Source organism: Streptomyces sp. NPDC090032 (genome assembly GCF_044748025.1).
Taxonomy (GTDB): Bacteria; Actinomycetota; Actinomycetes; order Streptomycetales; family Streptomycetaceae; genus Streptomyces.
This window is the reverse complement of sequence record NZ_JBIVFF010000002.1, coordinates 421,608-440,246: the sequence shown is the minus strand read 5'-3', so window position 1 is coordinate 440,246 and position 18,639 is coordinate 421,608. Positions and strand designations below refer to the sequence as shown.

The 18,639-nt window shown below is 70.5% G+C and carries 17 protein-coding genes; 10 read left to right on the top strand and 7 right to left on the bottom strand.

Annotated features, from left to right (window positions below; genetic code table 11):
* Positions 1–25: 25 nt before the first annotated feature.
* Together ACIPWY_RS05685 and ACIPWY_RS05680 are read right to left on the bottom strand one after the other, a co-directional pair.
* Entirely contained in the window at positions 26–301 is a 276-nt protein-coding gene (locus tag ACIPWY_RS05685; RefSeq protein ID WP_362900604.1) for a hypothetical protein, read from the bottom strand.
* Positions 302–344: 43 nt separating this feature from the next.
* On the bottom strand, positions 345–2,900 hold the full coding sequence (locus tag ACIPWY_RS05680) for an ATP-dependent Clp protease ATP-binding subunit (protein WP_362900606.1): 2,556 nt from the start codon (positions 2,898–2,900) through the stop codon (positions 345–347).
* A gap of 224 nt (positions 2,901–3,124) precedes the next feature.
* Here ACIPWY_RS05680 and ACIPWY_RS05675 point away from each other — a divergent pair, with 224 nt between their 5' ends.
* A complete protein-coding gene (locus ACIPWY_RS05675; RefSeq protein WP_362900608.1) occupies positions 3,125–3,616 on the top strand; it encodes an Hsp20/alpha crystallin family protein in 492 nt (163 codons plus the stop codon).
* A 100-nt stretch (positions 3,617–3,716) separates the two neighbouring features.
* On the opposite strand, the gene ACIPWY_RS05670 is transcribed toward ACIPWY_RS05675, so the two are convergent.
* On the bottom strand, positions 3,717–4,349 hold the full coding sequence (locus ACIPWY_RS05670; protein WP_393698643.1) for a DUF1345 domain-containing protein: 633 nt from the start codon (positions 4,347–4,349) through the stop codon (positions 3,717–3,719).
* 120 nt (positions 4,350–4,469) lie between these two features.
* Between ACIPWY_RS05670 and ACIPWY_RS05665 the strand changes: the two genes are divergently transcribed.
* The 3 genes from ACIPWY_RS05665 (at position 4,470) to ACIPWY_RS05655 (ending at position 7,917) form a co-directional block, all read left to right on the top strand.
* Positions 4,470–6,248, top strand: coding sequence for an FUSC family protein (locus ACIPWY_RS05665; RefSeq protein ID WP_393698641.1), 1,779 nt, complete (start codon positions 4,470–4,472; stop codon positions 6,246–6,248).
* A gap of 92 nt (positions 6,249–6,340) precedes the next feature.
* Positions 6,341–6,739 (top strand): thioesterase, FlK family, encoded by a 399-nt coding sequence (locus ACIPWY_RS05660; protein ID WP_362900612.1) that lies wholly within the window; start codon positions 6,341–6,343, stop codon positions 6,737–6,739.
* Positions 6,739–7,917 carry a serine hydrolase domain-containing protein gene (locus ACIPWY_RS05655; RefSeq protein ID WP_362900614.1) on the top strand — a complete coding sequence of 393 codons (1,179 nt, stop codon included), beginning with the start codon at positions 6,739–6,741 and terminating at the stop codon, positions 7,915–7,917. The genes ACIPWY_RS05660 and ACIPWY_RS05655 overlap by 1 nt, the downstream gene beginning before the upstream one ends.
* 22 nt (positions 7,918–7,939) lie before the next feature.
* Here the strand turns inward: ACIPWY_RS05655 and ACIPWY_RS05650 are convergent, their stop codons facing one another.
* From ACIPWY_RS05650 to ACIPWY_RS05640, 3 genes are all read right to left on the bottom strand, one after another.
* Positions 7,940–8,518, bottom strand: a complete 579-nt coding sequence (locus tag ACIPWY_RS05650; protein ID WP_362900616.1) for a dihydrofolate reductase family protein — start codon at positions 8,516–8,518, stop codon at positions 7,940–7,942.
* 156 nt (positions 8,519–8,674) lie between these two features.
* Positions 8,675–10,192, bottom strand: coding sequence for an APC family permease (locus tag ACIPWY_RS05645; protein WP_393698637.1), 1,518 nt, complete (start codon positions 10,190–10,192; stop codon positions 8,675–8,677).
* On the bottom strand, positions 10,189–11,505 hold the full coding sequence (locus tag ACIPWY_RS05640) for an amidohydrolase family protein (protein WP_393698635.1): 1,317 nt from the start codon (positions 11,503–11,505) through the stop codon (positions 10,189–10,191). The genes ACIPWY_RS05645 and ACIPWY_RS05640 overlap by 4 nt, the downstream gene beginning before the upstream one ends.
* Positions 11,506–11,720: 215 nt before the next feature.
* Here ACIPWY_RS05640 and ACIPWY_RS05635 point away from each other — a divergent pair, with 215 nt between their 5' ends.
* Positions 11,721–12,428, top strand: coding sequence for a GntR family transcriptional regulator (locus ACIPWY_RS05635; protein WP_393698633.1), 708 nt, complete (start codon positions 11,721–11,723; stop codon positions 12,426–12,428).
* Between the two features lie 222 nt (positions 12,429–12,650).
* Here ACIPWY_RS05635 and ACIPWY_RS05630 read toward each other — a convergent pair whose 3' ends face one another.
* Complete coding sequence (locus ACIPWY_RS05630) at positions 12,651–14,216, bottom strand: flavin-containing monooxygenase (protein ID WP_393698631.1); 1,566 nt, start codon at positions 14,214–14,216, stop codon at positions 12,651–12,653.
* Positions 14,217–14,286: 70 nt separating this feature from the next.
* On the opposite strand from ACIPWY_RS05630, the gene ACIPWY_RS05625 reads away from it, so the two are divergent.
* From ACIPWY_RS05625 to ACIPWY_RS05605, 5 genes are all read left to right on the top strand, one after another.
* Positions 14,287–15,387 carry an AraC family transcriptional regulator gene (locus ACIPWY_RS05625; RefSeq protein WP_393698629.1) on the top strand — a complete coding sequence of 367 codons (1,101 nt, stop codon included), beginning with the start codon at positions 14,287–14,289 and terminating at the stop codon, positions 15,385–15,387.
* Positions 15,388–15,423: 36 nt separating this feature from the next.
* Complete coding sequence (locus ACIPWY_RS05620) at positions 15,424–15,984, top strand: hypothetical protein (protein WP_362900628.1); 561 nt, start codon at positions 15,424–15,426, stop codon at positions 15,982–15,984.
* Between the two features lie 51 nt (positions 15,985–16,035).
* Positions 16,036–16,851 carry a dienelactone hydrolase family protein gene (locus ACIPWY_RS05615; protein WP_393698627.1) on the top strand — a complete coding sequence of 272 codons (816 nt, stop codon included), beginning with the start codon at positions 16,036–16,038 and terminating at the stop codon, positions 16,849–16,851.
* 92 nt (positions 16,852–16,943) lie between these two features.
* The gene (locus tag ACIPWY_RS05610; RefSeq protein ID WP_362900632.1) at positions 16,944–17,303 is read left to right on the top strand and encodes a DUF779 domain-containing protein; all 360 of its coding nucleotides are present in this window, start codon (positions 16,944–16,946) and stop codon (positions 17,301–17,303) included.
* Positions 17,304–17,377: 74 nt separating this feature from the next.
* A complete protein-coding gene (locus ACIPWY_RS05605) occupies positions 17,378–18,625 on the top strand; it encodes a phosphodiester glycosidase family protein (protein WP_393698625.1) in 1,248 nt (415 codons plus the stop codon).
* The last annotated feature ends 14 nt before the right edge of the window (positions 18,626–18,639 follow it).

The window sequence follows — 18,639 nt, the reverse complement described above, 5'->3', positions numbered from 1 at the left end:
CCCTGGTGCGGGAAGGCCACCTGTGTCACCTGTCGTAGCGGGTCGGCGGGAAGGCCTCTCGCTCCGCGCGGGACATCTTGCCGCTCGGCAGCTCGCCGCTGTCGACCTCGCGTTCGACCTCGTTCCGGATCGCCTCGTACTGCTTCGCGGGCCGCTCGGGCTTCTTCACACGCAGCCCGACGTCCCGCAGGTCCTCCTGGGTGCGCCTTTCGAGCTGTTCCACGTTGGGGCGCAGGGGCATGCCTCGCCGGTCGTCGGGGTTGCCCTCGACGGCTCGGTTGGACTTGTGGTGATGGACCATGTGTCCTCCTTGGTTCAGGCGCCGTCAGGCGCGCCCGACCGGATCAGGCATCGGGCGTCTGCTGCGCCTCGGCCGCGGGCGGTTCCTCCGCGGACCCTTCGGCCTTCGCCTCCCCCGCGGCGTCGCCCTTTCTCACGGTGCAGTGAAGGGTGTCCTTCACCACGTCCGCGACGATGGTGTCCCCGGGCTCCGCGTCACCGCTCAGCAGGATCGACGCGATCCGGTTGTCGAGCTCGGCCTGGATCGTGCGCCGCAGCGGACGCGCACCGAACTCCGGCTGGTGCCCGTGGGCGACGAGCAGCTTCTTGGCCGCCTCGGTGACCTCCAGGGTCATGCCCTGTCCGGACACCCGGCGCTTGCTCTGGTCCAGGAGGTGGTCCACGATCTGCGACAGGTCGTCCTGGCTGAGGGCGTGGAAGATGATGATGTCGTCGATGCGGTTGAGGAACTCGGGCAGGAACCTGGCGTGCAGGTCCTCCATCAAGTCGTCCTTGATCTCGGACACATCACCGTGGTGCGCGAGGATCCGGTGGGCGCCGATGTTGGACGTCATGATGATGACGCAGTGGCGGAAGTCGACCGTGCGGCCCTGGCCGTCGGTGAGACGCCCGTCGTCGAGGATCTGCAGCAGCGTGTTGAAGACATCGGGGTGTGCCTTCTCCACCTCGTCGAACAGCACCACGCTGTACGGCTGCCGGCGGACCTTCTCGGTGAGCTGGCCGGCTTCCTCGTAACCGACGTACCCGGGAGGGGCGCCGACGAGACGGGCGACGGTGTGCTTCTCCTGGAACTCGCTCATGTCGAAGCGGATCATGTGATCCTCGTCGCCGAACAGGAGGTCGGCGAGGGTCTTCGCGAGTTCCGTCTTGCCGACGCCGGTGGGGCCGAGGAAGAGGAACGAGCCCACGGGGCGATTGGGGTCGCCCATACCCGCGCGGTTGCGCCGCACGGCCTCGGAGACCGCGGTGACCGCCTCGTCCTGGCCGACGATCCTCGCGTGCATCTCCGCCTCGAGGTTGAGGAGCTTCTCCTTCTCGCTCGCGGTGAGCTGGGAGACGGGGATGCCGGTGCGGCGGGAGACGATGTCGGCGATGTCGGCCGCGGTGACCGAGACGACGCCCTCGCGCCGCTCCTCGATGCCCGCGAGTTCGCCTTCCAGCTCGGCGATCTGCCGCTTGTACTCCGACGCCTTCTCGAAGTCCTCACCGGCCACGGCCTCTTGCTGCTCGCGCCGGAGCTTGGCGATGCGGTCCTCGCGGCTGACGACCTCGGTGGAACGACCGGCGCTGCGCAGCCGCACGCGCGCGCCCGCCTGGTCCATCAGGTCGATGGCCTTGTCGGGCAGGAACCGGTCGCTGATGTAGCGGTCGGAGAGCTCGGCCGCCGCCGCCAGGGCGCCGTCGGCGAAGCGGACCTGGTGGTGGGCCTCGTACGCGTCCCGAAGCCCTTCCAGGATCTGCACGGTCTGCTCGACGGTCGGCTCCGGAATCAGGACGGGCTGGAAACGGCGCTCCAGCGCGGCGTCCTTCTCGATGTGCTTGCGGTACTCGTCGATGGTCGTCGCGCCCACGAGCTGCAGCTCACCACGCGCGAGCGCGGGCTTCAGCATGTTGCCCGCGTCCATGGAACCCTCGCCGGTCGCTCCGGCGCCGACGACCGTGTGCAGTTCGTCGATGAACAGGATGATGTCGCCGCTGGCTTCCTGGACGTCCTCGATGACCTTCTTCAGGCGCTCCTCGAACTGGCCGCGGTACTGCGCGCCGGCGACCATGCCGGAGAGGTCGAGTGAGACAACTCGCTTGTCCCTCAAGGTGTCCGGGACTTCGCCCGCCACGATGCGCTGGGCCAGGCCCTCCACGATGGCGGTCTTTCCGACGCCGGGCTCGCCGATGAGTACGGGGTTGTTCTTGGAGCGCCGCGAGAGGATCTCGATGGTCTGCTCGATCTCGTCGGCCCGCCCCACCACCGGGTCGAGCATCCCGGCCTTCGCGTCCTCCGTCAGGTCCCGGCCGTACTCGTCGAGCGTCGTCGCCGGCTTCTTGGCCTCCGCGGCCCCGTCCGCACGCGACGCCTGGTCCGCGAGGCCCTCCAGGCGGTCCGGGCTGAAGCCCTGCGCGCGCAGCAGTCGGGCGGCGCCGCTGCCGGAGTCGCTCAGGAGTGCCGCGAGGATGTGCTCGGGGCCGATGTAAGAGGCCCCGGTCGCCTGTGAATGGGAGTAGGCGGCCTGGAGCGTGCGCTTGGCCGCCGGGGTGAGTCCGGGCTCGGCCGACGGCTGGCCGGACTCCTGCGGCAGGACAGCGGCGACTTCCGTGGACAGCGCGTCGGGGTCCACGCCGATCTGGGCGAGCAGCTTCCGGGTCGGATCGACCTTGGTGGTCGCCCACAGCAGGTGCTCGGTGTCGAGATCGGAGGTTCCGTCCTCGATCGCTCTCTGGGCGGCGAGATTGAGGAGTTCCTGCGACGAATCCGTCAAGAGCCGTCCGATCGGCACGCGTTGGACGGCCGGTGGTGACGAGGCGGGCGACATTCCGAAGAACCGGTTGAACAAGTCGCTGAAGGGGTCGGACTGGCCGAACCCTGAACCGAAGGTCATCGACATGCCTGCTCCAGGTGCCGAGAGAGATTGGTTCAACTCAAGCGCGATGTCAGCCGGGTCGCAACAGCAGCGGAATCGGCGCTTCCGAGCTCCGGAATCAAGTTAGGAGGGGTATGCAACCTAATGGCGTGGGCCTAATTGCGGGCGGGCGGCTCGGGACGCAGGCTGTCGTGAGAGAAATCCGGCGGCCGAGCGCCGCGAGGGTCGACGGAGTCGGAGAGCACATCATGGATGAACGCGCAGACGTCGCCCGGTCGAATCCGGCACGAACTGCCTGGTGGGCCGGGGCCGATCCGGCAGCGGAGCTTCAGCACCTGTGGGGCGAGGTGAGCCGTCTGCTGGAGCGTTCTTCGCAGCCGGCCGGCCCTTTGCAGCACTGGATGCCCGTGGTGGAAGAAGCGGATTCCGGTGTCGCCTACGTGGTGCGCGCGGAACTGCCCGGCGTCCGTCGTGAGCGCGTGAAGGTAGAGGTGGACGGCAGGGAACTCCACATCTCCGGTTCCGTGGACGAGACCACGGACGGAAATGCGCTGCGCCGCCGATCAGGGACCTTTTCCTATGGGGTTCGCGTTCCCGGCGACGTCGATGTCGATCGAATCCAGGCAGATATGGCGGACGGTGTCCTGACTCTGCGCCTGCCGAAAACCGCGGCGGTGACGCGGCGCACCATCGATGTCCGCGCCGACGGCAACGACAACGCCGATGGCAGCGGCAAGTAGCTGATGGCAGCAGCAACCGGGCGCTGAGAGGCGCCGTTCTCCTCCCAGTGTCCCCCGTCATTCTCCGGTCGTCCTGCCGGCAAAGGCGTCACTGTCGATGTCAGCCGGTGACGATGCCGGTGACGAGGTTGATGGTCGTGGCGAGGATGCTGGTGCCGAACACGTACGACAGGAGCGAGTGCCGCAGCACCACTGCGCGGATCGTCGAGGTCGAGACGTTGGTGTCGGACACCTGGTAGGTCATGCCGAGGTTGTAGCTGAAGTAGAGGAAGTCGCTGTACCTGGGCGGGTCGTCGTTGTTGAAGTCGATCCCACCGGAGGCCGTGTAGTACAGGTACGCGTAACGCGTGGCGTACATGAGATGGAGCGCCGCCCAGGCCATGAACACGCCGCCGAGCGCGACCGCCGCCGCGGCGTGGCCGCTGTCGGACTTGCCCAGCAGGAGTAGCAGCACGGTCGCCACCAGGCCGCACAGGGCGACGCCGACGATCACGATTTCATCGGTGACGGGCTGGAAGTCCTCACGCCGGGCGTTGGCTTTCGTGGCTTTGGCGTCCATCGGCCACAGCACTGCCCAACCCGCCAGCACGAAGATCAGTTCGGTCGCCGCGATACCGGAGAGAACACCCAGCGCCGCGTTGTTCGCCACCGCGACGATCGCTCCGACCACCGCACCGGCAACCACAGCGACCGCGAGTCGGGGAAGCGCGGACAAAGGCAGCCATGTGCTCATGGACGCCCACAGTAGTCTTTCCGCCGTCGGCCGGCCTGGCGGAGCCCGCGGCCTGGACACAGACTGGATTCAGCTGGATTCAGCTCAAAAACCCCGCTCGGAGCCGGTGGTACATACCGGATGCCTTTTACCCGCCGCCCACTCGCTGCCGTGACCAGGCACGGTTGGCGGCCTGCTGTGGCCGGCGCGATGCGTCTGCTCTCCCCGCGCGGCTCGCTCACGCTCCAGCGGGCGGACGGGGCGCTTCTCTTCGCCGCGCGCGGCGCCTTGGCGATGGCTCTGGTGGCACTGCCGGTCGCGGTCGCGGGGCGGCCCGACCTTTCCGTCTACGCCATGCTGGGCACCTTCACGACGACGTTCGGGCGCAATCTGCCCTACCCGCGCCGTGCTCGCGTGCTCGCGCTGGTGGCGGTGGCCATGACGGCCTGCGTGGGCTGCGGATCGGCTCTCGCCGCCTGGGTCCGGCCGGAGGAGGGAGGCGGGGGCGCCGCCGTCGTGGTCGCGGCGACGGCGGTGGTCGCCGGGCTGGCGAAGGTGGCGTGCGATGCGACCCGGCTGAGCGGGCTCGGGGCGGTGCTGCTGCTGTTCTCCTTCGCGGTGGCGGCCAACGGCTCCCCCTCTGCCGCCGACGTCCTGCCGCAGACGGGCCTTGCCGCGGCCGGAGCGGCGGTCGCCTGGGTGCTCGGCGTGTCCGGCCGGCTCGTGCACCCGGACCGTCCGCAGAGATTCGCCGTCGCCAGGGCCCTGCGTGAGCTCGCGGGACTGCTGACCGGGCCTGGACCGGGCGGCGACGCCCGGCAGGCGCGACACCGCACCACCGTGGCAGTGCTGCAGGCGTACCACTCCCTCGGCATCGCGCCCCCGACACAGGCGCACCAGACCGGCCGGGACGGAATCTTCGTACGCCTCACCGACCTGTCCTGGTCACTGCTGATCAGCTCCGCGCGCCGACCGCCCGACGCCCCCGCCGCGACGGCCGATCAACTGCTCCGTCAGGCCCGGATCCTCACCGAGCGGCGCCGGCGGCCGCCCGCGCTTGTGCCCGAGCTGTCCCTCCCGTCGCCGACGGCGCAGGACAGCGAGGCTCCGCCCATGGTTCCCGTCGCAGGGCCGGCCGCGGGACCGGCCCAACCTGTCGCCTGGCGCGCCACCGAGCTGCTGGTGGGGCGACGCGCGGGCGGCGCCGAGCATCGGGCCGTCCTCGCCGTTCCCGCGGTGCGGATGGTCCTGGGCACCGGGATCGCGGGCGGGCTGGCGGTGGCCGGCGGGCTGGAGCACAGCTATTGGGCGTCGATCTCCGCGGCCGCCGTGCTGCACTCGGTCAACCTCCGCACCACGGCCCAGCGCGCCGTCCAGCGAACCCTCGGCACGGTCATCGGCCTGCTTCTCGCGCTGGGTGTGCTGGCCACGGATCCGAGGCCGGTGGCACTCGCCTGCGTGATCGTGCTCCTCGAATTCCTTCTCGAATACTTCGTCCCGCGCAACTACGGGCTGGGCGTCGTCTTCCTCACCCCACTGGCCTTGCTGATGAGCGACCTGGCCGCGCCCGCCCCTGCCGGGGAGCTCGTCGCCGACCGGGTGCTGGGAAGCGTACTCGGCATCGTCGTCGGGCTCGTCTGCGCGCTCCTCGTCGTCCATGACCATGCCGCCCTGCGCGTCGAGCGTGCGCTGGCCGCCTGCACGCAGGCATCCGATCAGGCACAGCGGTTCCTGACCCGGGCCTCGGCGCCCCAGCTCCCGGTCGTCCAGGTCCAACTGGTGCTGGCGGTGGTGGAGTTGCGCGATGCCGACGACGCCGCCGCGGGAGAACTGTGGCCGGCGGGGATCGATCCCGCCGAGCTCGCGGCCGCCGAGCAACGTGCGTACCTCCTGCTGGAACGGCTCCATCACCAGCGGTAGCGGGGTCCTCGAGGGACCTTGTGGTGCGAGCGACGGCCGACGCGCCCGAGGCTCCGGCTGCGGGATCACAGGACGGCCCTTAGCGTGGGGTGATGCGCCATGAGGTGTCCGACGCCCATACCGCGATGGCGGTGGGGAGCGGTGACCTGCCCGTTCTCGCCACTCCGTGGTTGATCGCGTGGATGGAGGCGGCCACCGTGCGGGCCGCCGCGCCCTTCACCGCGCCGGGCCGCACGACGGTCGGAACCGGCGTGCGCGTCAAGCATCTTCGTGCCACACGGGTGGGCGCCTGGGTCGACGTCCTCGCGGAACCGCCGACCGAGGCGGACGGCCGGCAACTCACCTTCCTCGTGAGGGCGTTGGACAGTACGGGAGAGCTGGTGGCGACGGGCGAGATCGACCGCGCGATCGTCGACCGGCGACGCTTCCTCGCGCGGGCGTCGGCCCAGGACTCCGGGTTCAATCGGGGTGCGCGTGGGGGCCATCCCTGATGGAAGCGCGGGGCGTCGGCGGCAAGATCGACGTCATGACATTCCTCTCGCGACGTTCCCTCTTGGCAGGCAGTGCGGCAGCGGGCACGATGCCGGCCGGCACGGGGCGTGCTGCCGCACATACGCCGTCGGGCTCTGCCTCACTCGACACACGCGCCTTACAAGAAGCGATCTCCGACCTCACCCACCCACCGGCCACGTCCGCACAGTTGCTCGTCGACCGGCCGGGGCAGCGCTGGTACGGCACGGCAGGCGTGGCCGACATCAGAACCGCACGTCAGGTACGCCCTGACGACGCGTTCCGCGCGGGCAGCGTCACGAAGGCATTCGTGGCGACCGTGGTGCTGCAACTGTGGGCGCGGGGGCTCGTGGAGCTCGACGTGCCCATCGGACGGCATCTTCCCGGACTGCTTCCGGCCGAGTCCGCGCGGATCACCGTCGCGCAGTTGCTGAACCATACGAGCGGGCTCCCCGACCATCGCGGCCTGCCCGACGTCAGCACGCCGGAAGCCGTCCTGCGCCATCGGTTCGACAAGTGGACGCCACAGGAGCTGGTGCGCACGGTGACGCTCGATCCGCCGAAGTTCCGACCAGGCAGCAAACAGGAGTACCGGGGCATCAATTACGTCCTGCTCGCCCTGCTCGTCGAGGCCCTCACCGGACGCCCGTACGGCGACGTGATCAGAGAGCGGGTCGTCCGTCCGCTTGGTCTGCGAGGGACTCTGATACCGGACCGCGACCCGCGACTGCACGGCTCTCATGTGCACGGATACCTGAAGATGACCGACGGGTCGCTCCGGGACGTCACCGTGTACGACCAGTCCAGCGCCTGGGGCGAGGGAGAACTGGTGTCGACGGTCGCCGATCTCCTCCGGTTCCATCAGGCCCTGTTCTCGGGCGAGTTGCTGCCACCGCACGCGATGAACCACCTGTTCACGCTGCCACCCGACAGTGTGCGCATGCTCGACGGCAGTCCCGCCCGGTACAGCCTGGGACTGCAGCAGGCCACGGTGAACGGTGTGACGTTCTGGGGGAAGACAGGTGACACGTACGGATACCGGACACGGGTGTTCTCCACGCGCGATCAGCGGCTCCGTTGGGTTCTCGCGTACACCCAGACCCCGCCGGCGTCCGCGGAGGACATGACCAACCGGGTCGTTTCCGTCCTCACCTCGTGAACTGGTGACAGACCTTGTAGAGCTAGTGACGGACCTTGTAGAGGAGGTGCAGTACGCGGTCGCCCTGGATCACGACGTGGGGGTCCTCGAGGAGGTGCTGGGCGTCGACGGACCCGAAGTACCGCTTGCCCGAGCCGAAGACGACGGGTACGACGTCCATGGCCACCTCGTCCACCAGCCCCAGGGCAAGTGCCTGACCGCCCGTCTCGCCGGCGGCCACGCCGACGGTGCGGTCCCCCGCGAGTTCCTTGGCTTTCGCGATCGCCTCCGCCACGCCGTCCACGAAGTAGTACGACGCCTCGGGGTGCCAGTCCTCGGGCCTTGGCCGATGGGACACCACGACCACGTGCTCACCCGCCGGGGGCTGCCCCTCCCAGCCGTTGGTCACGTCGAACAAGTGCCGCCCGATCACCAGCGTCCCGATGCTCTCCCACATCGGCCGGACGTAGTCGGCCGAGGCCTTGGACACCGACACCATCCCGTTCGAACCGATCTCGACGCCGCCGTTCGCGTACCAGTCGAACAGCGGGCCGACCTGGTCCTCCGAGTCGGCGATGAAGCCGTCCACGGAAACGACGTTGTGCATGACCACTTTGCTCATCACATCTCCTGGGTGTCGTCCGTCGCGTGAAGCCGTTACATGCATAGACCGAGCAGACCCCCAGGACTCATCGCTCGACGAGAGACATACGTGGGCGGGCGCATCACCCGCGTACGTCTCGTGTACGTCTCCTGCGTCGCGGCCTGCCGCCGGGTGTCAGTCCCTTTCGACGTCGATGTTGGTCAGCCGGGCGTAGCGCTGCGGGTCCTTGTTCCGGATGCGCAGGGCGATGCCCATGCCTGCGAGCAGGACGACGGGCAGGGGTGCCAGGAGGACGGCGTTCACTGTGTCCGACGCGCCCGTCAGAAGGTCGAAGTGGAGGACCGCCAGGACGGTCAGCAGCGCGAGGCCGGCGAACGCGATCAGTGGGGACCAGACCACCCGGGCGGCCGACATGCCCCGTCGGTCCCGGCGGAAGAAGGCCCATACGGCGAGGGCCGCCAGGGCCTGCATGACCATGATGCCGAGGACGGCGATGCTGTTGGTCCAGATCAGGACCTGCGAGAACGGGTCGGCGGCGAGGGCGGCGCCGACGAGGATCACCAGGAGGTTGAAGACGGTCTGCGCACTCACCGCGACGCCGGGAGAGCCGTGCCGGGCGGAGACGACGCCCAGTCGCCGCGGCAGGAGTCCTTCGCGTCCGAGAGCGTAGAGATAGCGCGCGGCGGCGTTGTGGAAGGCGAGGGTGGCGGCGAAGGCACTGACGATGACGAGGGCGTGCATGGTGTCGGACAGCCAGGCGCCGACGTACAACTCACCTGCCCTGAAGGTGAGTTCGGGACCGGCGGCGGCGCGGGCCATGGCCACCGCCTTGTCCGTGCCGAACGCGCCCATGATGAGCCACACGCCCGCGGAGTAGAACAGGGCGAGGAACCCGATGGCGATGAAGGTGGCGCGCGGGACGGTGCGGCTCGGTTCGCGCGCCTCCTCCGCATAGATGGCGGTGGCCTCGAAACCGGTGAAGGCGCCGATCACGATGACGAACATCCCGGCGATACCGCCTGTGGCGAGTGTGCTCGGGTCGAAGGAGTGCGCGTCAAGGGCTGCCGTGCCCCGGTGGCCGAGGATGCCGCCGTCCATGATGAGCAGGGTCAGCACTTCGAGGATCAGGGCGACGCCGAGGACCTTGGCGCTGAGGGTCACTCTGAGCCAGCCGAGCACGCCGACGGCGAGGACGCAGACGCCGGAGAGCACCCACCACGGGATGTCGGCTCCGGTCGCGTCGTGCACCGACCCGGCCGCGAAGTAGCCGAAGGCCGCCGCCACTCCGGGGGTGATGAGGTTGTACGACACCACGGCTACGTAGGCGATACCGACACCGAGGGTGCGGCCGAGGCCACGAGCCACATAGGCGTAGAAGGCACCGGCGTTGCGTACATACAGGCTCATGGCCGTGAAGCCCGCGGCGAAGAGGACGAGGAGGGCTCCTGAGATCAGGTATCCCAGGGGGGCGCCCGGGCCGCCGATGGCGATGGCGATGGGCGCCACGCCGGCGAGCACGGTGAGTGGCGCGGCGGCGGCCACGACGAAGAAGACGAGATCGAAGGTGCCGATCTGTCCGGAGGAGAGGCCACCGCTCGCGTCCTGCCCGGCGACGCCGGGTCCGGGTCTGCCGACGGCTCCCGCGGGTTCGGCGGTTCCGGCGGGGTCGGCTGTGGACGGCTGGACGCTCATCGCTCCCCCTGTGGGGCAGAGGCGTCGCCGCCCGGTACGGAGAAGGTTGGCAAGTCCGGGAAGTTCGGGAAGTCCGGCTCGGGCGCGGGCCCGACGACCTGTCCGTCGTGAAGGACCAGGAGGCGTCGCGGATGGGCCGCGACCGCTTCCGCCACCCCGCCTGCCGCGATGACGACGAGGTCCGCGCGGCAGCCGGGGGCGAGGCCGTAGCCGTCGAGACGGAGGGCCGCGGCGGCCTCGTCGGTGACCATCGAGGCAGCGTGGCGCAGTTCGTCGTCGGTCATCAGGTCGCCCTGGAGGCCGATGATGGTGGCGCGTTCGAGCATGTCCGCGGTGCCATAGGGCCACCAGGTGTCGCGGATGTTGTCCGAGCCGGCGAAGACGCGGACGCCGTGGTCGCGCAGGCGCAGCACGGGCGGCATGGAGTGCCGGGGGCCGTTGGTCATGATCGCCACACCGGCCGTCGCCAGGGCGGTGGCGGTGCGGTCGAGTTCGGTGGCATCGACCTCGCCGAGGGCATAGGCGTGACTGACGGTGACGGTGCCGTCGAGGCCGAGGGCCGCTGTCCGCTCCGCGATGGCCCGTAGCTGCCGGGTGCCGGTCTCGCCTCCGTCGTGCAGATGGATGTCGACGCCCGCGCCGTGCCGCTCGGCCAGCCCGAAGACGATGTCGAGCTGGCCGTCCACGTCATGGTCGAAGCCCGCCGGATCGAGCCCGCCGATCAGGTCGGCACCCTCCGCGAGCGCCGCGTCGAGAAGGTCGGCGGCGCCCGGCGCGGTGACCACACCGCTCTGCGGGAACGCGACGATCTGGATGCCCAGCCGGTCGCGGAACTTCTCCCGCACCTCGGCCAGCGCGTGCAGACCGTCCAGACGTACGTCCGGGTCGATGTCGACGTGTGATCGCACATGGCCGGTGCCGAGGGACACCATGCGGTGTGCCAGGGCCGTGGCCCGGTCCGTCACGGATACCTCGACGGAGGAGCGCAGGGCCCGTTCGTTCGCGATGTGTTCGCGCAGCGTGGCCGAGGTGGGGTGCGGCTGCCAGAGTGCTCCGAGCAGCGTCTTGTCCAGGTGAGCGTGCCCGTCCACGAGCGCGGGCAGGACGAGAGCGCCCTCGAGGTCGATGCTGCCGCGGGCGGCGGCGGGGCCCCGGCCGACTTCGGGCCTGTGGGGGTGGTCCGGCTGGTCGACCAAAGCCGTGATCCGGCCCTCGGCGAGGTGGATGTCGGCACGTCGGCCGTCGGGCAGCGTGGCGTTCCTGAGGACCTCGGGGGCGAGCGGGATCGACGGGGTGTCGGCGGGGTGCGACACGACTTCCTCCAACTGTTCGTTCGGCGCCCGGCACGACTGACCAGCCGGTCGTGAACCGGCGGAATCGCTGCTGGTGAGCGGCGGGCAACGACAAGCTAACTGGTATACCAAATACCAGGCAATGGTCTGAGGGATCTTGTTTCCGCGGTCTGCGATGATCAGGAGCACCCCTGGCGCAGTCACGACCGCGCCCGCACGCCACCGGAGAGGACTCGATGACCACCCGCGCTGACCGCCGCCCCACGATCGGTGAGACCCACCAGTCCCTGAGAGAACGGGTCTACGTGGAACTCCGCGAGCGGATCATCGAGGGGACCTTTCCGGCGGGCATGCGACTGGTCGAACGCGAACTGGCGGACCAGCTGGGCGTCTCCCGCATCCCCTTGAGAGAAGCCATGCAGCGGCTCGAACGGGAGGGCTTCCTGACCGTGCAGGCCAGGCGCGGCTCCGTGGTCACGGACTTCGGCGCACAGGACGCCGGCTACCTCTTCGACGTCCGGGAGAACCTGGAGGGTCTGGCCGCGGGGCTCGCGGCCCGCCATGCCACGACCCTCCAACTACACACGATGGAGCGCCTGTTGGCGCGCAGCCGCAAGGCCTCCGACGCGGGGCGGCTGCGCCAGGCCGTGGCCCACAACGCGGACTTCCATCAGCAGATCGTCGAGGCCTCGGGCAACCCGCTCCTCCAGGAGCTGATGGCCCCTCTCGACGCCCGGCTGCGCCGTCTCTTCCGGCTGACCTCCGACCTCAACGACGGCGATCCGATGTGCGGGGAGCACGAGCGCCTGTACGAGGCGATCCGCGATCACGACGCGCCCCGCGCGGAGGAACTGGCCCGACACCACGTGGCCGGCACCCGCGACTCGGCGCTGCGCTACTTCTCCGACGCGACGACGCAGCTCTCCGACGGGGGCGCCGCGTAACGGGGGGGGTGGGGGCCCCGAGGCCGCCCCCCAGCCGGCTCAACCGCTGCGGCCGTTCCGACCCCGAGCGGCAAGCCGTGCCGAGCGCTGTCGGGCGGCCCATCGGGCCCGGCCGTCACCGAGGGCTTCAGGTTCTGACGGCGTTGCCGATCAGCGTCGGTCACCGTCGATCAGCTCTTCGCCGCTTCGCGCCCTCGTCGTCGCCCGTGGACCGGGGCTTCGTCACCGTGCCGCCGTCGCCGTCTCGGCCGGCCTCCCGCCCGTGCCGATGCGGGCCGCGCGCACCTTCGACGCCGGGGTGGGTGCGAGCGTCCGGTGCAGGTTGGTGCGCATGGTCGACGCGGCGTCGAGCACGTAGTTCTGCCGGACCTTCCAGGGGCTGCGGTCGCCCTGCCGGGGGAACGCGTCGATGGAGCGCTTCACGTAGCCGGCGGCGAGGTCGAGCAGCGGGCGCTCGTTCAGGGTGCCCGTCGGCCTCGGCTCCACGGCCGCGTAGTCGTGGCGGCGCATGTGGTTGAGCACCTTGCACACCAGCCGCGACGTGAGGTCGGCGCGCAGCGTCCAGGAGGCGTTGGTGTAGCCGATGCACACCGCGAAGTTGGGGACGCCGGTCATCATCGCGCCGCGCCACACGAACTGGCGGTTCAACGCGACGGGTTCACCGTCGACACGCGGCGCGATGCCGCCGAAGGCAAGGAGCTTGAGTCCGGTCGCGGACACGATGATGTCGGCCTCCACGACGCGGCCCGACCGCAACAGGATGCCCTCGGGGACGAAGCGGTCGATGTGGTCCGTGACGATCTCCGCGTCACCCGACTTGAGGGCCTTGAACAGGTCCGCGTCGGGCACCGCGCACAGCCGCTGGTCCCACGGGTCGTACGACGGCGTCAGGTGCTCGTCGACCAGCCGGTCGTCCTTGACGATGCGCTTGTTGAGCCCGGTGAGCACGCGCCGTGCCGCCTTCGGGCTGCGCCGGCAGAACTGGTAGACGCCGATGGTGAACAGGATGTTCTTGCTGCGCACCACCCGGTGGGCCACTCCCGCGGGCAGGGCCGCGCGGATGCCGTCGGCCAGTCTGTCGCGCGAGGGCAGCGAGCTGATCCAGGTCGGGGAGCGCTGGAGCATGGTGACGTGCGCGGCGCTCCGCGCCATCGCGGGGACCAGCGTGACGGCGGTGGCGCCGCTGCCGATGACGACGACGCGCTTGCCCGCGTAGTCCAGGTCCTCGGGCCAGAACTGCGGGTGCACGACCGTGCCGGAGAACGTGTCGGCGCCCTCGAATTCCGGGGTGTGCCCCTTGTCGTAGTCGTAGTAGCCCGCGCAGGAGTAGAGGAAGTCGCAGGTGACGATGGACCGTGCGCGGTGGCCGATGTTGTCGGTGCGCTCCAGCGTCAGGGTCCAGCGCGCCGTCTCGGTCGACCAGTCGGCGGCGAGCACCTTGGTGCCGTAGCGGATCCGGCGGTCGATGCCGAACTCGGCCGCCGTCTCCTTGATGTAGCTCAGGATGGACCCGCCGTCGGCGAGGACCTTGCGGTCCCGCCAGGGCTTGAACGGGTAGCCCAGCGTGAACATGTCGGAGTCCGAGCGCACGCCCGGGTAGCGGAACAGGTCCCACGTCCCGCCCATGGCCTGGCGCGCCTCGACGATCGCGTACGAGCGTTCCGGGCATTCGGTCTGGAGCCGGTACGCGGCGCCGACGCCGGACAGGCCGGCGCCCACGATCACCACGTCGATGTGCTCGGCAGGGGCCGCGGAGCCGGCGGTGCTGGTGTCTGCGGTGTGCGTCATGTTTCCCAGTGTCGGGACGCACACCCCGCAGGAATTGACCTGGGACGACAGATCTTTGACGCTGTACGACATGTCCGTGATCAGATCGGCGGGGCTGCGGGGCTTCCGCGCCACGGTGGCGGAGCTCGGCGGTGACGCCGAGTCGTACGCCCGGCAGGCCGGTTGCCCGCCGGCCGCGCTCGACGTGGACGACCTCCTGGTGCCGGAGGAGGCGATGGCGACGGTGCTCGAACTCGCCGCCGCCGACCTCGGCTGCACCGACCTCGGGCTGCGCATCGCCGCCCGGCAGGACCTGGGCATGCTCGGCGCCCTGGCCCTCGCGATCCAGAACTCCGACACCCTCGGGGACGCCCTGGAGTGCACGACCCGCTACCTCTTCGTCCATGCCCGCTCGGTGAGACTCAGCCTCGAACCCGATCCGTACGGCACTCCGGGGATGGCCGCGCTGCGCTACGGCGTGCGCGAGGGGGTGGTGGCGCCGCCGCAGGGCATCGACCTCTCCCTCGGCTTCATACACCGGGCCGTCACATATCTGGTCGGCCCGTACGGACTGGGCTCCGTGGAACTCCCCCACCCGCTGCTCGCCCCGCTCCCTGTGTACGAGGAGTTCTTCGGCGTACCCGTCAAGGTCGACCGCCCCGCGGCGCTGCTGCGCGTCCCCCTGAGCCTGGCCAACTGGCCGCTCGGCGGCAGCAACGCGCATCTGCGCCACCTCGCGCTCGCGTACCTCGACGAGCAGTTGCCGAAGGAACCGGCGGACGTCGTGGGCAGTGTCCGGGCCGTCGTCGAGCAGTCGCTCGGCACGTCGTCGCCCGAGATCTCGGCCGTCGCCGGCCTCCTCAACGTCCATCCGCGGACCCTGCAGCGGCGGCTGCGCGCCGCGGGCACGACCTTCGCCGAGGTCGTCGACGAGGAGCGCCGCACCGCCGCCCACCGCTACCTCACCGGCACCGACCTGCCCCTCGGCCAGGTCGCACTCCTTCTCGGCCTGTCCGAGCAGTCGGCCCTCAACCGCTGCTGCCGGCGCTGGTGGGGCGCCACGCCTCGCGCGATTCGCCTGGGCCGGCCCGGACAACTGAGAGACACGGACTCGGGAGCGGCCCTTGGGCCGACTGCCCCAGTGCGTCGCCCGCCGCAGCTCGGTCCGACTTATGGTGCTTCACGGGCATGATCCGGCCGTGAAGACGTAAGGACACAGGGAGTACGCATGCGGCGTCTCGCGTGGGCGCGGGCCGTACTGGCGGTCGTCATGGGGAGCGCCCTCGTCACCGCGCCGCAAGGACCCGCCGCCGCCCAGGCCGGGAGCCGCCCCGCGCAGTGCGGCACCGACGCCTACCCGTGCTCCGGGGTGAACTGGCTGTACGAGTACGACTTCGCCCTCGGACTGCATCCGTTCACCACCCCGCACGACATCCGGTCCCAGCTCACGCACCACTTCTGGCTGTTCCCCGTGGCCGGCAGCGGCTGCCTGGGGCCGGTCCGGCAGGGCGATCGGTGTTCGCTGGTGGGCGGCAACCCCGTGTCCGTCGAGCGCGTGGGGAGGACGTACTTCCAGATCACCACGCTGCCGGGACACAGCCTCGGGGACGGTCTCCACATCCGGTTCTCCTTCTCGCGGACCCTCGGCCTGCACTTCCTGACCGTGCGCGCCTGGTACGACGAGGTGACGACGTGCACCAACGGCTGCGGTGTGGTGAGCGGACTGCTCGCCCTGGCGGTGTGGCAGGTCCTTTCGGACACGCTGAAGATCTCGGCGTTCGCCGCGTGAGATCGTGGGCGACGCCCGCTCGTTGCTCACTCTCGTCGAAGGAGAACGGCCGTGACCGGTTCGGCATCGACCTCTGATCTCACCGGCTGGCAGAAGGCGCCGTTCACGGGCGCCGGACTGACCTACGACGTGTACGAGAAGGGCAGCGGACCCGGTGTCGTACTGATCCCGGAGATCCCCGGCATCACTCCCGCCGTGCTCGGCCTCGCCGACCATCTGGTCGAGCAGGGGTTCACGGTCGCGATCCCGTCCCCGTTCGGCGAGCCGGGCCGCGAGGAGTCCGCCGGCTACGTCCTCAAGGTCCTCACCCGGCTCTGCGTCGCCTCCGAGTTCCGCGCCTTCGCCACCAACGCGCGCCGGCCCATCGCGGACTATCTGCGCGCCCTTGCCCGCGATCTCGCGGCCCGCACGCCGGGGCCCGGTGTCGGCGTCATCGGCATGTGCTTCACCGGAGGCTTCGCGCTGGCCGCCGCGGTGGACGACGTGGTGCTCGCGCCGGTGCTCAGCCAGCCGTCGGTCCCCTTCCCGGTCAGCGGGGCCCGGAGGGTCGACCCGGGGCTGTCCCGGGCCGAGTTCGACACGGTGGTCAGCCGCTCCAAGGAGTCCGGTCTGTGCATGCTCGGCCTGCGCTTCAGCGAGGACAGGGCGGTGCCCGCCCAGCGTTTCCGCACCCTGCGCGAGCACCTCGGCGACGCGTTCGAGGTCGTCGAACTGGACTCGTCCCCGGGCAACGCGGGCGGCTTCGCCAGGACCGCGCACTCGGTGCTCACCGCGGAGGTCCGCGAGGAGCCGGGCAACCCGGCGCTCGCCGCCCGCGAGCGAGTCGTCTCCTTCCTGCGCGAACGGCTGGTTCCCGAGGCTTCCTAGATCCCGGGGCCTGGCGCGGGGCGCAACCTTCCTGCAACGTAGCGGAGAGTTGACTGTGGCCCCGCGACACCGCCCTATGGAAGGAGCCTGCCGTGAGTGACGAGGCCCCGCGTGTGGAGCTGACCCCGGCCGCCGCCGAGCTGGTGCGGCGGCTGCGTGCGGCCCACGGGCCCCTGATGTTCCACCAGTCCGGCGGGTGCTGCGACGGCAGTGCTCCCATGTGCTACCCGGACGGCGAGTTCCGTACGGGTGGCAGCGATGTGCGGCTCGCGTCCCTGACCGTCGAGGGTGTCGCGGAGCCGGTCGCGTTCTGGATGTCGAAGAGCCAGTTCGAGGTGTGGAGCCACACCCGGCTGATCGTCGACGTGGTCGAGGGCCGCGGCAGCGGCTTCTCCCTGGAAGCACCCGAAGGTGTACGTTTCCTGATCCGTTCCCGGCTGGTCGGCACCTAGCCATCGACGTGTCCCTCCGCGTCTGGTGAACTCCCCTGTGACAGGGGTGAGTTACGCGGACACCAGGGGGGCACGTGAGACATCGCGACGGACGCCGGCGAGACGGACGCTACAGATCGGCTCTGGCGGCCTGTGCCGCATTCGGCGCGCTGGCCGGCACCGTCCTCGCCGGGGCGGCACCGGCCAGTGGTGCGGAGAGTAGCGGCACGGAGATCGCGCCGGGTGTCACGTACGAGGAGTTCGACATCCCCGCGACGAAGGGCCTCACGCACGCCCATGTGCTGAGCGTCGATCTGCGCAACCCGCGGGTGCGGGTCGATCTGCTGCACCCGGACGCGGTCGGCGGACGGGCCACCGTCTCCTCGCTGGCCGACGCGAGCGGCGCGGTCGGCGGCGTCAACGGCGACTTCTTCAACATCACCGAGTCCCAGCACCCCGGCGTCGAGGCCACCGGCGCCTCCGTCGGTCCCGCCGTCGCCGACGGCCGGACGCTCAAGGCCGCCGTGCCGGACGGCCAGCGCTTCGGCCCCGCTCTCCCGCCCGGCACCACCACCGAGGACGTGCTCGGCGTGGGCGTGGACCGCCGGGTCCGGCTCGACCACATGGCCCTCGACGGCTCGGTCAGCGCCGACGGCCGGCGGCTGCCGCTCGGCGGCCTCAACCAGTACGCCCTGCCGGTCGGTTCGATCGGCGCGTTCACCTCCGACTGGGGCGGCGTGTCACGCGTGCGCGCCACGTGCGGCACCGACACGAACCGGGCCGCGCCGTGCAGCACGGACACGTACGAGGTGACGGTGCGCCACGGCCGCGTGGTGTCATCGGCCGACACTCCCGGCAGCGGTCCCATAGCGTCCGGCACCACTGTGCTCGTCGGGCGCGAGGCGGGCGCGCAGGAACTGCGGAAGCTGTCGGCGGGCGACCGCGTCGGGATCAGGCACCGCCTGGTGGCGGCGGCGTCCCACATTCCCTACCGGTTCGCGATCGGCGGCTACCCCGTACTGCGGGACGGCGCGCCGCTGCCCGGCCTCGACGCGAAGACGGCCGCGGTCCGCACCGCCGCAGGCGCCACGGCGGACGGCCGCCACCTCTTCCTCCTGGCCCTCGACGGCGCCCCGCAGTACCGCACCGGCCTGACCATCGCGGAAGTGGCGGACGCGATGAGCAAGTTGGGCGCGGACGACGCATTCAGCCTGGACGGCGGCGGCTCGTCGACCCTGGTGACCAGGGACCCGGGCGCCGCGGCGGTCACCGTACGAAACCACCCGACGGACGCACCGGAGCGGGCCGTGGCGAACGGGATCGGGGTGTTCTCGCGGCGCTGAACCCCACCTCCCGG

Excerpts from the sequence above, each read along its gene's own strand:
- ACIPWY_RS05685 (WP_362900604.1), bottom strand. The coding sequence starts at position 301 with ATGGTCCATCACCACAAGTCCAACCGAGCCGTCGAGGGCAACCCCGAC.
- ACIPWY_RS05680 (WP_362900606.1), bottom strand. The coding sequence starts at position 2,900 with ATGTCGATGACCTTCGGTTCAGGGTTCGGCCAGTCCGACCCCTTCAGC.
- ACIPWY_RS05675 (WP_362900608.1), top strand. The coding sequence starts at position 3,125 with ATGGATGAACGCGCAGACGTCGCCCGGTCGAATCCGGCACGAACTGCC.
- ACIPWY_RS05670 (WP_393698643.1), bottom strand. The coding sequence starts at position 4,349 with ATGAGCACATGGCTGCCTTTGTCCGCGCTTCCCCGACTCGCGGTCGCT.
- ACIPWY_RS05665 (WP_393698641.1), top strand. The coding sequence starts at position 4,470 with ATGCCTTTTACCCGCCGCCCACTCGCTGCCGTGACCAGGCACGGTTGG.
- ACIPWY_RS05660 (WP_362900612.1), top strand. The coding sequence starts at position 6,341 with ATGCGCCATGAGGTGTCCGACGCCCATACCGCGATGGCGGTGGGGAGC.
- ACIPWY_RS05655 (WP_362900614.1), top strand. The coding sequence starts at position 6,739 with ATGGAAGCGCGGGGCGTCGGCGGCAAGATCGACGTCATGACATTCCTC.
- ACIPWY_RS05650 (WP_362900616.1), bottom strand. The coding sequence starts at position 8,518 with ATGAGCAAAGTGGTCATGCACAACGTCGTTTCCGTGGACGGCTTCATC.
- ACIPWY_RS05645 (WP_393698637.1), bottom strand. The coding sequence starts at position 10,192 with ATGAGCGTCCAGCCGTCCACAGCCGACCCCGCCGGAACCGCCGAACCC.
- ACIPWY_RS05635 (WP_393698633.1), top strand. The coding sequence starts at position 11,721 with ATGACCACCCGCGCTGACCGCCGCCCCACGATCGGTGAGACCCACCAG.
- ACIPWY_RS05630 (WP_393698631.1), bottom strand. The coding sequence starts at position 14,216 with ATGACGCACACCGCAGACACCAGCACCGCCGGCTCCGCGGCCCCTGCC.
- ACIPWY_RS05625 (WP_393698629.1), top strand. The coding sequence starts at position 14,287 with ATGTCCGTGATCAGATCGGCGGGGCTGCGGGGCTTCCGCGCCACGGTG.
- ACIPWY_RS05620 (WP_362900628.1), top strand. The coding sequence starts at position 15,424 with ATGCGGCGTCTCGCGTGGGCGCGGGCCGTACTGGCGGTCGTCATGGGG.